The following is a 15,621-nucleotide window of genomic DNA, read 5'->3' as shown; positions in this document are numbered from 1 at the left end:
TAAGATCCACAATTGGTTTGGATTAAGCGGGACTATAACTATCCTCTCTACCTGCTATTTATTCACTGTTAATTTTTTCGAAACACATAATAGATTTAATAGAAGAGTAGGTAGAAACTGAATATGGTACCAGATAGGTGACCATTATCTGTAAGATTTGTTTTGAACTAAGCGTGTTGTTTACGATGTCGGTTCCATGGTTAATGAGACCGAGAATCGTTCCAACGATAATCGATAACTTAATTGCTGTAGATACTACCTGTTTTGAGATGATCAGCCTCGATATTTTGATCCTTTTTGTTTTAGACATTTATAAAGAAATTTCGATGATTCATATGTAATACCCGTTACATCTATTGATGAGCAAAATCCTCACGTTTTATGTTGTTTATGGTTCGTAAAAAATATCACTGAAGGGAACGGCTATGTTGTCACTCCCTACCTTGTTAAACAAAATATATTTGCAACTCTTTGTCACTCATTTTAAGATGCTACTTGGTATATGAAGGTACCCCTTCATTGTTATTCTGTTCTTTGATTTCTTGTGATTTAAAATCAAACCACCATTTCTTTTCTGTTCGGGCTTTACCATATCCCATAAGATCATCGCCCCACACGATAAGACGGTTGAAGATGGGCAATGTTCTTATGGTCCACCTAGCAAGATCGTGGATGAACCCTTTGTCCTTGTTGAATGGGCATACTTTAATGCAGTTCCCACAACTAGATCCGTTTGGGTTAGACAGACGAAATTTGGTACAAGTGTCATAATCGAAACTGTATTTCTTGTAGCCATTGTATAGAATCTTTTCGTCAGATTTCGAAATAGATTGAGACGGACATTCAATGGCACATTTTTTACATACTTTACAGAATTTCTGTACCCCAAACTCAATGGGTTTATCTACTTGCATCTGCATGTTGGTAAGAACGACAGATGCTTTGAATCGACTGCCGAGAGAAGGATTAATTACAATTCCATATCTTCCCATTTCACCTATTCCTGCACGTTCTAATAGAGGTGCGACGACTACTTGGTAGTCCATTAGGTTATTGTCTTTGGCTTCGAAGCCTAGACCGTTAATATATTTTGACATTGCCTCAGCTGTAAATGCAGCTTTAGAGTAGGACATGTAGCTCTGGGCAGCAGAGATCCAATCTTTTCCGTTTGAAGCGTCAAGGGTGTCGTAGTCTTGGTCGACAACGATACATATGGCATATTTGTATTTTTTTTCAACAGGGTTGCCCTCTTTGTCATGACTGTAATAGGCATAATCAGGTATTTCACAGATTCCGACTAAGTCAGCACCCATAAAATTTCCATAGCTCTTAATGTGTCGTGAAACTACTGCTATGTCTTGGTGTATCGGTTGAGGCACCGCATTGGGATCTTTACTGCGATCCATCATCATTGGAGGAACAGGAGTTGTTTTGTCGGTTGTTGCATCTTTTGCATTGGGTTTTTTCCCTTTCATGCCTGGAAACATTCCTTGTTTAAAGAAGTAGCTAATAATAGACATATCGAGTGAGGACTTCTCTTTGGTTCTGAAGTCGCTCAGTTTTTCTCCATAGTCGCCTCTGAAAGCTTTGTTAAACCCTGTTTCTCTTTCATCATAACGCTTTATCTCACCAACTATTTCCGTAGTGGGAGTGTCAACTACTCTGTAGTTGGTGGTTGAATATTTACCAATAGGAGCCTTGCCTGTTAGTATTTTTGATAATGCCTCTCCTTTACCCATATGATTATACTCTGGTTTTTCCTTAAATTGATATATGCAAAGTAAGGGTAGGTGGGGGAGTTGGGAAAGGTCAATGAATGTTTAAAAAAGGTGAATGTGTAACCGAGGTTGTATTGTGTGTCGTGTTTGTTGTCTTTAATTTGGTGTATATTAATGGTTTTGTGTACCTGGTACTGGTGTTAAAGTAAGAAGTTGAAACTCGATGGTTTCTATGATATATTAATTTGTAATCTTCGGAGAAACTCATTTGGAGTGGTTCCGGTTTGTTTATTAAAGTATTTTCGGAAATTGGTAGGGTCTTCGAATCCTAGTTCAAAACTTATCTCTTTAACGCTATAGGTGGATAGTACTAGATGTCTTTTGGCCTCTAAAATGACATAGTCATCAATGAGTCGTTTTGCTGTTCTGTTGCACATAAACTTGCAGATGTCGTTGAGGTGTTTATAGGAGATATTGAGTTGAATGGCATAATCTTTGGCATTTCGACTCTTTTGATAGTTTGCTTCGACAAGTTTCTGGAATTTATAGAATAACTCTTGGTTTCGGTGATACTGAATATCTTCGTCTTTCTCTTCTACTAGATTAAGAAGGAAGTAGGATAGAAGTGCCCCAACTTGGTTTGTGATGAGATTGGATTTCGAGTCTAAGCCAGCTTGTATCCATGAGATAATTTCAATGTTCTCTTTGGGAAGTGTATAGATGAGCTTTTGATCTAGATATTCGTATAGAAATGGTATCTTTTTGATGGTCGATTGGGTAAAGTGTCTCTGTAGAAACTCTTCGGAAAAGATCATAAGATGTCCATGATAGACAGACTCTTTATCAAAAGCGTGTACTTGACCTTTGGTGATGATAAGTATCTCACCTGTTTTTACCCTATTTGACTTGAAGTCGACCCAGTGGTTCACCTCTCCTTTAGTGATGACAAGTATGGCGAAGAAATCGATATGATGGTATTCATAGAGTAGGTCTTTGTTGTTGTGACCACTATTGCTGTCAACAGGGATTTGAGGATCCAAATCTAGAAATTTAAACCCTTTGCTATTGGATGATTGTGAGTATTGGTATTTTATTCTTGGTATGCGCATATAAATGAGATGCTTTATTGTATGGAACACAAATATATGATTAAAGTTTTATTGCAACTGTTTATGTTTGGTGGTTATAATATTGAAAGGTTAATTGTTCGCTGGAAATTAATCTTATTATAAATAACTATTTCTAGTATTATTTTCTTTGTTATGTTTGAAAATAATAGTTTAATTTGTTAATTAAATATAATATACTGAGCTATGAAAAAGATACTATTTATATGTGTTTGCTTGTCTGCAATGCTATGTTCTAGTTGTGCAACAATATTTACTGCGAGTAGTCAAAGATTGACATTCGATACTGAAGGGGTTAAGAATGTTATGATATATGATCAAAATGGGTCTAAATTAGGTAAGACCGATGAAGAGGGTATTTTAGAGGTAAATGTTCACAAAGAGCTTACTTCTCCAGTTTTTACTGCTAAAGCAGAAGGTTATGAGCGTGAACGTTTTAAGTTGAATGGCGGTTTTAATGGAGTAGCAGCAATTAACTTGTTGTTTTGGCCTGGTTTTATTGTAGATCTTGCTACTGGACAGATTTGTAATTATAAGCAAACGAATTATATCCTAGAGATGGAAAAAAAAGAGAACTAATGTGTTTATAAAACCATATTGGTCTTTGAAGTGTCGGTACTTTGTAGCGATCTATGAATGTATTGATTATATGAAAAGGAGTAGAAAATATAAAGGTTTTTCTACTCCTTTTTTTGTGCGAATGTGTGATTTAGATGAAGAAGGTGTATTGATTTAAAGTATTATTAGTAAGTGTAAAACATTGAAAATTAAGATATGAAAAATGGTATTTGTATTCTTTTAGGTTTTTTATTTTTATCGAGCTGTTCTACAATTTTGACTTCGCGAAAACAGACAATTACATTCTATTCAAATGGAGACAAGAATGTACGACTGTTTGATGAAAAAGGGAAAGAGGTGGGGCAAACTAATAAGGATGGTTTTGTCTCAGTCAAGGTGCGTAAGAAGTTAGCTTCTCCAATTTATACTGCTATTACGAGTGATTGTCGACATCGAAAGATTGAATTACAGAGTCGGTTTAATGCCGTTAGCTATTTGAATATACTGTTTCTTCCTGGTTTTATTGTGGATATCTCAACAGGGAAATTATGTCGGTATAAGAAAAAAAGCTACGTGATAGACGTTAGGTAATACAATATATTTTTATGGACATAGAAATAAAAAAGGGCTGCCTTTTGAAGGACAGCCCTTGACTAATAATAGATGAGGGTGATTAATGGATGATCAATTTTTGAACTCCAATAATGCGGTCATTTTGTTTTATCGTAACATGATATATTCCTGGCAGTAGTTTATTTGTACTTACCACAAGACGATGGTTGGATGTTCTTTCTCGATATTGCACGGCTCCTAACATATTGCTTATTTCAATTGTGATATCCCCAATGACTTGATTAGAGACATAGATGTTGAAATCTTGCTGTTGCTTTACAGGGTTCGGATATATACGAATAGACTGTGATTCGTCGGTTTCATTGCTGTTGCCAAACTGTAGTTTGTATGGCTTTTGAATGGTTCCAATGATCTGGTCATCTTTGTATGAAACAGTCTGTTTGGCAGTGTATGTTTGTCCTGTTTGATGATCGATAAGATTAAATTCGATCTGGTTAAGAGGATTCTCTGCAGCCTTAAGCATGTAGAATTGGTATGCTTGGGTTAAAGGATCTTGAACGTTGTTGTAGTTACGCCCGATCACTTGCCCATTTAGTTTGGCTTCTACGGTATACTCGTTGGCATTGATCTTCTCACCATTAAGATAGCTCTCACCAATGAAGGTCATTGTATTATTTACATTTGGCTCTACTACCGGTTCATCAAATGTCATTGCAGACTTGGTGTTTACCGTTGGTGTCTCTTCAATAACCTCAGAAAGTTGATTAGGATCGTATAGTTCATATCCTTTGCCTGGTTCTACCAATTTGATTGTTCCTCCCCAAGCTGATTTGTCTTGGTTCAATATTGAGAACTGTAGGTTGTGTCGTAGAACTACATTTTGTGCTAACGGTACTCTGTCAATAGCCGTTTGAATATCTGTTGCCTCTTTGCTATGTACTGCGATCCAATTGTATTGTTTGTTGTTGTAGCTTTCGGCATAGAGAGGATACTCATCACTGCGTATGGTTCCCTGTACTTTTAGCACATCTTCGTAAGGTACGTATAGCTTATATGCTAGGTCGACATTGATGTTTTTCAATGCACCTCCCCATGATTTGTTCTTTGCATCATAAGCACTAAACCCTTCGTTGATGTGTTTGATCTGGGCATCGGCTTGTTGTAGTGAGCTCAACACGTTCTGTATTGCACTGTTTTCAGGCACGACATTGAATGAGATGAAGTTCCATCCACTCTTCAAGCTAATGTACTGTTCGGCTTTTGCTGTATGAAGCACTTTAGGTGTTTCGAGTGTTCCAACCAGCGTGTTTTGTTTGAAGGTATTTGTCTCCGTTGCTACATACATCATGTTTTGAGAGTTGTCCCACATCTTATAGCTAACCTGCTTGTTCTCATTATCCGACTCTACGGTGATGTATGCACGGTAACCTTGGGTTTTGGTGTCGTAGAATATTGGAGACACTCCTGCTATCTCATTATCGATATAGGCTACAATGAAGTCCTGCTCGTCTGTTGATAATGGAATGTTAGCATCCGATGAGGTTGTGAACTGAGCTACAACATGCATCTGATATTGTTTAGGCTCCGGTTGTCTAACAATCGGCTTTAATGATTTTACGATTAACTCCACTTGAAGCTCTTTGCTGTAGCTTTGACCATTCTCTTCGATAATCACCGTTACTTCTCCTTTAAATCGACCTAAAGGCAGGTTGTCAAGAGAGTTGATCTCGAATGCGACAGGAAATACTCCATTGGCTGGGATAATCCCGTCTGGAACTATCGGCGAAATAAATGTTGAGAGGGTGTTGGCTACGACTCTAAATGGGACATCATTCGCTCCATTGTTGATTAGTTTTGCTGCGATTTGACATGTCTCTCCTTTGACAATCATGACCACTTGGTTGTTCTGTTGCCATTTGGCTAGCGAACGGTCTAAGATAATATCAAAGCTTTTGTCGTTAAATAGCATCTCTCCTGTTTCGTCATAAGTGGAGCCAGATACGGCTGTAATACGGTAGTGAGATCCTTCGTAAAGGTCTGCATCTTTAATAGGTACGATGGCATTATAGCCTTGTACAACAGCATCGGCATAGTAAGTCTCGTAGACCTCTGTCTTTGTTTTGTTGATTCTTTCTATACGGAATTGTGCTTGTGATGGCTCTTTAGAGAAGGATACAGTCATGTTTGATGTGCGTAACCATCCGCTCTCAACGTTTGATCCTGTTACAACAAAAGCGTTATGATCTATGGTTCCTCTTACTACATTTGAGTAGTTACGAACGTTAAGGTTGTTACAATAGCTGCTCGCGCGTAGGTAGTATTTCCCTGCAGTCATATTGCTTACGTTTACAGATATGTGTTTGGTTGGAAAATCTCCTATGTCCGCTTTATTGTACTTCTTTAGTTCGTGCCATTGTTGATCTCCGACCTTGCGATATTGGACCTCTATGTATGATACCTCTTTAGAGTTTGGATCAAAACCTTTTAGAGTGATCGGTAGCGAATTGTCTATGGTGGTGTTTACCACCCAATTGTCTGCTGGTGATGCTATCTGTATTGGATCGCAATCGGACTCCCATGAAATGTTAAGACCTACTTTCGATACATCTGAAGGAACTTTATCTAGTTCGGCATCAATGCTTGCACGTATGTCTTCTGTAATATATACGTTGGACATGCAGTCTGGTGTTGCCACTAAATCAACATTGAGAGAACGAGTTTCAGGACCAGGGATAATTTCTACCGTAAGATCGGTGGTCTCATTGGAAGGGAGGTATACAGAGTAACGGTTGCCAAGGCCAAATATCTTCTTCCCTCCAATCTTCACTGTGGCTCCTGATTCTTGACCTGTAAGTGTATTTATTGAGTAGATTCGCCCCTCCTCACTTTGGCTGTCATTCTCTAATCTTACACGGAATATTGCACTTTTCCCTTTTGGTAGATTATTCAGTATAGGCTTGGATACCATGGTCATTTTGACGCGATCACGTGCTTGTGTGTTCGGCTCATTAGGACAACTACTTGTTCCAGATACGGTTTGGAAGACATAGGTTTTGTATTGAGGATCTTCTGTTACGTTAAGCGTAAAGTAATCTCCTGCACTACTGTCGCCAAGATGGAAACCTGTAGTAAGGTTCTCGACTTTTGTGTTTAGTGTATTTGTATCTGTCGATTGGTCGTTTACGTAAGCTGCGTGCACTTCGATCTTAGCTAAGTCCATGAGTGGGTTAACTCCTGTAAATAGTGCCCCTGCTTTGGTGGTTACTTCCCAATGGTAGTTTGAATTTCTAGTTGTTGTGGTACTCTTATCTTTAGTATAATCGTAATTGTTTCCACCACTGAAAGTTAAATTGGATATTGAACTTTCCTGTTCTCCCAAGGCATCTCCTCCAGTAAATATTCGTCTTTTATTGTCTGATAATACTTTTGCCCAATTTTTCTTAGAAGCAGTGAAGATTCCTTCATTATTAACAAGGTTTTGCTCTTTTTTTGTTAATACCTGTTTCGTTATTACTTTTTGCTTAAGTTTTGTGATGTTTTCAAGCATGGCGTCTAATGCAGGCATGATTTTGGTTTTAACATGATATACGCTAAGTACATACCTTGTTTTAAACCCAGGTGCTACGGTGAAACTATTGTCTTTTGTTGGTTCTTTTTGACCATCGTAGCTTAATTTTATGCTTTTTGAGTAGACAAAGTTTAGGGCCGAACCAATAATGACATCTGCATCTTCTCCTGTTCCTGTAAGGTCATTTGTAGTAGAGATTGACTCGTTGAAGGTCGTTGTATATATGTCTTCATTTTCTTTAATGAATCCTTGCTTGTTGTTTACATCTACTTGTACTCCAATACCTATATTCATTACCGGTGTCGGAATGGCGAATTGGAATAAGTTATGGCTATCTACACCATGTAAATTTGCCCCTTTAAATACTGTACCAGTGGTGATGCTCATTCCTTTTTGAATGAATGCATAACTTTCGTCTCCAGGAGGATCATGAAGGATAAATTCAGGTAGGGCCAATTGATTCGTAATGAATGTCGGTTCGAGTACCTTATCTCCAAGGATCATACTCCATTTGTCGGTTGAGATTGCTTCCTTATAGTCCTTGATCACTGCTGTTACCATAAGGTTCTTCTGATAGCCGTGTGGTTTGTTCCATGGGCCTCTAATATTTGCATTCCCTGCTCTTACTTTGTATTCGTAGGTTCCGTCAAGGATGGTTTTTACAGATTTGTTGCGATCAGAAATATTGTCATTAATGGTGATTTTTGCTTCATCTACACCACATTGGTGCTTCATTAATCGGTAGTAGTCGTACTTCTCGTTTAATTTAAACTTCACGTTGTACTCTTCTCCTTGTTGCATGGTGAAGATCTCTTCATCGAATGTTTCGCCTTCATACTCGACTTGATGAACACCTGCCTTTTTACTCCATGCTGATCCTTCGATGTCTAGATCTATCTTCTGTCTGAATCGGAATGCTGCTTTTATCAGCTTTATGTCTGTAACTTTTTCTGTTGTCTTTGTTTCTCCCGTCTTTTCGTTAATGACTTTTGTATCCTTGATTTTGATCGTATCACGTTGTCCAAGATCAATATTGATCTCTCTGAATGATGCTATTATATTCTCTTTGACATCGTTGAACTCCTTTTTTATCTGTTCGTTTGCATTCTGGTTAGTGATACGCATGTCTACTACCTTAATATTGTAGGTTGTGGCAGGTAGCTTAAGTTTTTTCTTTCCCGTATTATTTAACGTGATAATACGGCTGTAACAAGACTCTCCATTATCGTTGATCTTGGTTAATAGAACATCTACTTGATCTGCGATAGGACTTTCGCATCCAGATAGAACCGATAGATCTAATGTGTCAGTTTGAATGTCATGGAAAATAAATGGATTGGCGGAATTTTTGGCATCATTGACAAGGTCGACCTGTATTGTTTTGTCGAATTTATGTCCTTTGAAGAATATTCCTAACTCATTCTTCTTGATTGGGTCAGGGCTTTGGATAACATATTCAAAAGATCCATCATCTTTGGTTATAGTACTTTCTTTGCTGTCATTGAATACGACTTGTGCTTTGGAAATTGGACAGTTTCCAATTTTTACTATACCGTGTACAGGAATAGAAGAGTGGTCCTGAAAACGCACATTGTCCTGTTTGTGGTCGTTGATAGAAAGCGTACGTGTAATGGTGTCTGGACGGATGTCTGAATCCTTCTTAAGTGGTATGATATAGAATTTGGCCTCTTCTCCATAATATACTTCGTCTAAATAGAAGTATCCCTCTTCATCGGTTGATGTGTTTTTTATTAGTCCCTGCTCTTTATATAGCACTTCGGATGGAACCTGTTGCTTTGTAATCGTGGAACTTGAGTAGCTTAGGTTAAGTCCTAGGTCTCCTATTCCTTGTATATAGTTAAGCTGTATCTTATGGAATCCTTTTTTGAGGTGGGTATTAACGTTTCGTTCCGATTCATTATATATTACACAAAGTTTCTCAATATTATCAATAGATAATATCGCACAGTCATCTGCATTAAGAAAGAATCTATAGTCATCTTCTTTGTCAATATAAATCCAGCAATCGAAAACAATACCGAAATTACTACTATTATCCTTTATGTTAAGATTGAATGTTTCAGTTAGACCTTGCTTGATTAATGTTTGATTAGATGTTAATTGCCTTGTAATATTCGGCATCAATGAAGGTAAGTATGTTATCGGTAAATTATAGTATCGGTATTTGATTTGTTTGTTCTCACCCGAAATAATCTTTAATGGAATGTTAGGTACTCCTTTTTCACTGTCTGCAATTTTAATATGCCCACTAAGTACACCGTTTGGAGATATATATCCTCTGCTATAAATGGACTGTATCGGAGTCATTTCTTTCATAGCTATGACACGAATATCGTATACTTTACCTGGCGTTAATGAGAAACGAGGAGTCCATTGGTACATATTAGTAGTGGCAGACAACTCTTTAACTAGATTCCATTGTTCGTTGCTATCCTTATATTCTAAACAGATATGATCGTGGAAGACAGTACTGTTTATTTTCCATTTAATAGCAATAGACGCTCGCTTTGTATCTACCTCTATGTTTTCAATGATATTAGGAAGTGTAATTTCTTTTTCTATTATAATAGATGTTCTTGAAGGACAGTCTTTAAATAGGTCTGTTTTGTGTCCACCAGGAAAATGTGTACATATTTCATATTTAAATCTTGCAGCTGGTCGAATATTACGTGTGTCTATATAGGATGTTATTCCTCCATCCACTACTACTTCACTAATTGTGTTATTGGCAAGATCTGTTCTTTTTATCTTTGTTTTATATTTATCTGATGGTACATTGGTTGCATTTGACCATTTTACGATGATCCTTTTTTGATCTTCTTCGTACATCATGCCAAGGTTGTATGGATTCTTAAGAGGTGCTGCTTGAAGTAATTTTACAGCTCTGCTCCAATGGTCACAGTTCAATAGTGTCGATCGTGAGTTAAAGGTTCCTCCAAGATATGCCCCCGCTCCTGGATATGCACTTACTGTTACTGTTCGTACACTCCAATCGTCATGATCTTCTTGTAAGTTTATCCATTTATTACCAATTCTTTGATTTGGACGATTTGCTTTCCATCTTACTCCCCCACAGAGAGGAAATGGTTTGGTGAGTATCATTTGATACTTAATATTATAATCATTTCCTGTATCTAATTGTTTTACTTGTACAGGATAATTTACTGTGTAGGATTGTGCTTGTCCATTTTTGGGACACAAGTTCATTAGTAGTAAACAAGTTAGTAGCCATAAGAGACAACTGCCCATGTTTATTGATGAATTTTTTTTCATATAGATATTATTTAATTATCACGACACCTTCGTGGAAGTTGATTTGTTTATAATGCGACTAAGCAGTAACAATCTATATGAGTCTTATTTATAATAAACAATTTTCTTTAAGCTTAGATTACCCTAGTCGGGAAGGTCATTTACTTCTTGTTTTTTTTATAAAAGAGCATAGTAACCCCTGTTTCCCTTCATTATGTTGTTTAAATGAACAGAGATTATTTAGTTTATAGATAGTTAATGAGTTAGTACTAGTTAGTGTGTGATGTTGAGTTGTAAAATTATATATTAATTATAATTTGTTGTTATGGACTGAATGCTTTATTTGCTCTCTGATAATAAAGTTAAGTGTCGTTGGATTATTTTGGTAGACTGATATATGTTTTTATTCGAATTGATCATATTTTTGGCTATACTATTTGATGTCATATCTTTAATTAGATAGATTGAGTATTAGTGGTTTATGGTTTGTTTTTTAGGTCTGGGGAGTTGTTTTACTTGTTAAAAGATGTTTTGTTATGAGCTAGTTCTTATTTTTAATTATAGTTGTTTTTTATGATAAATCTTTTATCATGGACGTCTACAGACAATTATAGATCTTAAAATAATTAATGTTAAAATAGGTCTATATTTTGTCTTTTTATTTGTTCTTTAACAATGTCATTTTCAATAAGAGTGTCGATACTTTTGTAAATATTTGTGCTTGTATTTTAATGTAAAAGTGTCTATGTTCTATTGAAATAGATTTGAGATTAAACTTTTAATTCAATTTGATTGTTTATAATTAGCTGTTGATATGAGTAGACACATCTACGGTGTAGTATCAATAATATTTATGTCCCTATTGGTATTATTGATATTTTTTTAACCAATAAAACGGGATCTATTTGTTATTTTTGGAGTGTTAGAGATAAGAAGATAAGATTTTTAAAAATATAAAATTCACTATTATGAGCGAAACGAATACAACTTCAATAGAAAGAGTAAAGTGTCTTATTGTTGGTTCAGGACCTGCAGGATATACGGCAGCTATTTATGCCGCAAGAGCTAACATGAGTCCTGTATTGTATGAAGGTTTGCAGCCTGGAGGCCAGTTGACTACAACAACAGAGGTGGAGAATTTTCCTGGTTATCCTGAGGGAGTTACAGGACCTGTATTAATGGAAGATATTAAAAAACAGGCTACTCGTTTTGGTGCGGATATGCGTTGGGGAATCGTGACAGATGTGACTTTCGAGGGAGATATTCATAAGGTGGTAGTTGATGGTGCTACAACGATTGAGGCAGAGACTGTTATTATTGCAACTGGAGCTTCAGCGAAGTATCTTGGTTTAGATGATGAGAAGAAGTATGCAGGTTCTGGAGTGTCTGCTTGTGCAACTTGTGATGGGTTTTTCTATAGAGGAAAAGATGTCGCTGTTGTTGGTGGTGGAGATACTGCACTAGAAGAGGCAATGTATTTGGCAAACTTATGTCGTAAAGTCTACTTAATTGTTCGTCGTGATGAGCTTAGAGCTTCTAAGGTAATGCAGGACCGTCTTGAGAGAACTAAGAATATTGAAGTACTTTGGAAACATCAGACGTTAGGACTTACTGGCGATGGTGTAGTGGAAGGCGCTGTTCTTGTTAAGAATAAAGGCGAAGAGAATGAAGAGAAGGTAGAGATTAAGATTGATGGATTCTTCTTGGCTATCGGACATAACCCTAATTCTGAAGTCTTCAAGAAGTATATTAATACAGATGAAGTCGGATATGTTCTGACAGAAGGAGTAACTTCTAAAACAAATGTGCCAGGTGTGTTTGCTTGTGGTGATGTGATGGATAATAGCTACCGTCAGGCAATTACTGCAGCAGGTTCTGGGTGTAAGGCAGCATTGGATGCAGAGCGTTATTTGGCAGAAAAAGTATAATTTTATTAATAAAATTAGATCTAGAGGTTACCTAAATAAGAGGTGGCCTCTTTTTTTACATGCCTAAAAAATCCTTAAGATAACTCCAGATCAAAACCCTAATTCCATCTCTTTATAAAAGTTGTTCTTTCTGTGATAGAGGCTCAAAGACCTTGATAGAAATCGTCTTAGAGTGTACTAATTTAGATGCTACCTAATTACTGTTTAAGAGAAATGTTTTTCATGTTTTTATAGATATAGTCAGAGAAAATGTCAGTATTTGATACATCACGGCTACCCTAATTTATGAGGATGATACATGTACTATGTAATGGCATAAATTGACGACGTATTCATTATGCTTAGTATTTCAAGTATATTTAGTCTTGAACAATATAGTGTACAATTGGCTGTCTGTGAGGCTTATGCTTATTCCAATGCCGTATTCTCTCCTTTATCCTTATTCTGGCTTGACTTAAATAAGAACTACTCTATTTACGATGTGAAAGTTTACAGGGAGGATATAAAGGTGTAAGATAATTGTCTCTTGATGGCATTCAATTTCGAATTGCCATTAAGGTATATAATGAAGAGAGTATCTATATAGGTTTTCTCCGTAGTTTGTTGATACTTCAAAGATACTTGCTTCATCAAAACTGTTAAATAGATGGATATTGTATGGTGAAAATATCTTTAGACTTTTTTTATACTCATGTCAATCTATGAATGAATATATACATATTCCTATTTGTTCTCTAAAATTATTAGAGAGAGAGGAATCTCAATATTATTAAATTCAATAGATATTTTAAAATAGACAAGCTCTTTTTTATTGAATTAAAGTACATGCGTCAATGTTTAATATCGAATAGATCTGTTTTAACACATTATTCTTTTGTTCTAGTATCCTCCTCCTAACCATCTTTTTAGCTTTAAAGTGGAATGATTGGTTTTAAGCAGTCATCTAGTTGTACGATTGCAATTAATTTGACTTGAAAAGTTACTTACTTTTGTGTAGAAACAAAAAAAGAGGCTATCCAAGGATAGTCTCTTTTTTAGGTATATGTATAGCAATTCGTCTGTTTAAAGAACGTTTGCCATTTGTGTCTTAGAGTATTTTCCGTCCTCTAGCTTTTTCTTCACTTCAGAGAATGCTTTAATAGTGTATTCAACATCTTCTAATGTGTGCATTGCAGTAGGAATAAGCCTCAATAACAACTGTCCTTTAGGAATAACAGGGTATACTACGATAGAACAGAAAAGATTGTAATTCTCACGAAGATCCATTACAACATTCGTTCCTTCTGGTACACTACCTGAAAGGTATACTGGTGTTACTGGGGAATTTGTAATTCCTAAGTCGAAACCAGCTTCACGTAATCCACCTTGAAGTGCATTAACAATATTCCAAAGGTTTTCTCTAAGAGACGTTTCATTACGAAGCAGTTCAAGACGCTTTAATGACCCCATTACCATTGGCATTGGAAGTGATTTAGCGAAAGTCTGACTTCTCATATTGTAACGAAGGTAGTCACATACTTCTTCTTCACATGCAACAAAAGCACCGATTCCAGCCATCGACTTCGCAAAAGTACCAAAATATAGATCGATGTCTTTCATTACACCGAAATGTTCTCCTGCACCTGCACCAGTTGATCCCATTGTACCGAAACCGTGAGCGTCATCAACCAAAAGGCGGAATTTATATTCGTTTTTCAGTGCAACGATCTCGTCTAGCTTACCAAGGTCTCCTGCCATTCCGAATACACCTTCAGTAATAACAAGAATACCACCACCAGTTTTCTCCGCTAGTCTAGTAGCATGAGTCAACTGCTTTTTAAGGCTATCCATGTCATTATGTTGATAAACGTAACGTTTACCCATATGAAGACGTACACCATCTAGAATACAAGCATGAGACTCTGCGTCGTAAACGATCACATCGTTTCTACTGACAACTGCATCAATGATCGAAACCATTCCTTGGTAACCAAAGTTTAACAAGAATGCATCTGGTTTTCCTACGAAATCAGCAAGTTGCTTTTCTAGCTCTTCGTGTTTGCTTGTCTGGCCTGACATCATTCTAGCTCCCATTGGATAAGCCATACCATAATCTGCTGCCGCTTCAGCATCTGCTTTGCGAACTTCAGGATGATTTGCTAATCCAATGTAGTTATTCAAACTCCAAGTTAAAACTTCTTTTCCTCGGAATTTCATACGAGGTCCAATCTCTCCCTCTAGTTTAGGGAAAGAAAAGTAACCATGAGCCTGCTTCTGATACTGGCCAATATTACCTTTGTCGGTTTTTATTTTTTCAAAAATATCCACGATCGTATCAGTTTAAATTTAAACAGTGCAAAAGTAATCTTTTTTGAATGGAAACCAAATGATACAAGTAAGTGAAATAGAACCTCTATTATCGGAATTGAAGCGATTAACGTTTTAATGTTAAGCTCTAATTTTTTAAATAATCCTTTTATGATGGGCTATAATAGCTTTTTAAGATGAATAAGTGTTGCCATATAACCCCATTAAATTGACTTTCAGTTGTGGTATAATAAAAATGTCATAAAATGAATTATTTGTATTTTAACCCCTGATGAGTTTATTATTTAAGCAGTGTGGATTGTTCTATTTTGATACATGTGTGTGGCAACTATCAAGTGTCGGACAATTGTTGTGAGTCTTTTGTTCTTCATGTTTAATTTGAGAAAAAGTCTTATTTATACTCTTTGTTGTGATCTGTCTTTGTTGTGATCTGTTCGGATAGTTTCGACCTTGCGATTGTTTTATACAAGTGGTAGTCTGAGCTGTGTCGGTGATTTAATATGTCAGCAGTCAACTCTCTTTGTTTTATGAGAATTTATCCCATTTACCGTTTCTGAGATGTTCTGAAG

General features: G+C 36.5%; 9 protein-coding genes. 4 read left to right on the top strand and 5 right to left on the bottom strand.

Annotated features, from left to right (window positions below; all coding sequences use genetic code 11):
- Positions 1–58: 58 nt before the first annotated feature.
- The 3 genes from nrtS to K5X82_07715 all read right to left on the bottom strand — a co-directional run bounded on the left by nrtS (position 59) and on the right by K5X82_07715 (position 2,827).
- A complete protein-coding gene (gene nrtS / locus K5X82_07725) occupies positions 59–310 on the bottom strand; it encodes a nitrate/nitrite transporter NrtS (protein ID QZT38779.1) in 252 nt (83 codons plus the stop codon).
- A 181-nt stretch (positions 311–491) separates the two neighbouring features.
- Positions 492–1,739, bottom strand: a complete 1,248-nt coding sequence (locus K5X82_07720) for a reductive dehalogenase (protein QZT38778.1) — start codon at positions 1,737–1,739, stop codon at positions 492–494.
- A gap of 209 nt (positions 1,740–1,948) precedes the next feature.
- Entirely contained in the window at positions 1,949–2,827 is an 879-nt protein-coding gene (locus K5X82_07715) for an AraC family transcriptional regulator (GenBank protein ID QZT38777.1), read from the bottom strand.
- A gap of 204 nt (positions 2,828–3,031) precedes the next feature.
- On the opposite strand from K5X82_07715, the gene K5X82_07710 reads away from it, so the two are divergent.
- Positions 3,032–3,424: a hypothetical protein gene (locus K5X82_07710; GenBank protein ID QZT38776.1), complete on the top strand. Its 393-nt coding sequence runs from the start codon at positions 3,032–3,034 to the stop codon at positions 3,422–3,424.
- A 195-nt stretch (positions 3,425–3,619) separates the two neighbouring features.
- Entirely contained in the window at positions 3,620–3,994 is a 375-nt protein-coding gene (locus K5X82_07705) for a hypothetical protein (GenBank protein QZT38775.1), read from the top strand.
- A gap of 82 nt (positions 3,995–4,076) precedes the next feature.
- Here the strand turns inward: K5X82_07705 and K5X82_07700 are convergent, their stop codons facing one another.
- On the bottom strand, positions 4,077–10,838 hold the full coding sequence (locus K5X82_07700; protein ID QZT38774.1) for a T9SS type A sorting domain-containing protein: 6,762 nt from the start codon (positions 10,836–10,838) through the stop codon (positions 4,077–4,079).
- A gap of 947 nt (positions 10,839–11,785) precedes the next feature.
- Here K5X82_07700 and trxB point away from each other — a divergent pair.
- Both trxB and K5X82_07690 read left to right on the top strand, forming a co-directional pair.
- Positions 11,786–12,745, top strand: coding sequence for a thioredoxin-disulfide reductase (trxB, locus tag K5X82_07695; GenBank protein ID QZT38773.1), 960 nt, complete (start codon positions 11,786–11,788; stop codon positions 12,743–12,745).
- 337 nt (positions 12,746–13,082) lie between these two features.
- Complete coding sequence (locus K5X82_07690; protein ID QZT38772.1) at positions 13,083–13,259, top strand: hypothetical protein; 177 nt, start codon at positions 13,083–13,085, stop codon at positions 13,257–13,259.
- A 548-nt stretch (positions 13,260–13,807) separates the two neighbouring features.
- Here K5X82_07690 and K5X82_07685 read toward each other — a convergent pair.
- Positions 13,808–15,052: an aminotransferase class I/II-fold pyridoxal phosphate-dependent enzyme gene (locus K5X82_07685; GenBank protein ID QZT38771.1), complete on the bottom strand. Its 1,245-nt coding sequence runs from the start codon at positions 15,050–15,052 to the stop codon at positions 13,808–13,810.
- Positions 15,053–15,621 lie beyond the last annotated feature (569 nt).

The sequence above is a fragment of the Prolixibacteraceae bacterium genome, assembly GCA_019856515.1.
GTDB classification, from domain to species: Bacteria; Bacteroidota; Bacteroidia; order Bacteroidales; family Prolixibacteraceae; genus Halosquirtibacter; species Halosquirtibacter xylanolyticus.
Note: the sequence above shows the minus strand (reverse complement) of the source record. Positions and strands in the feature narration are given on the sequence as shown.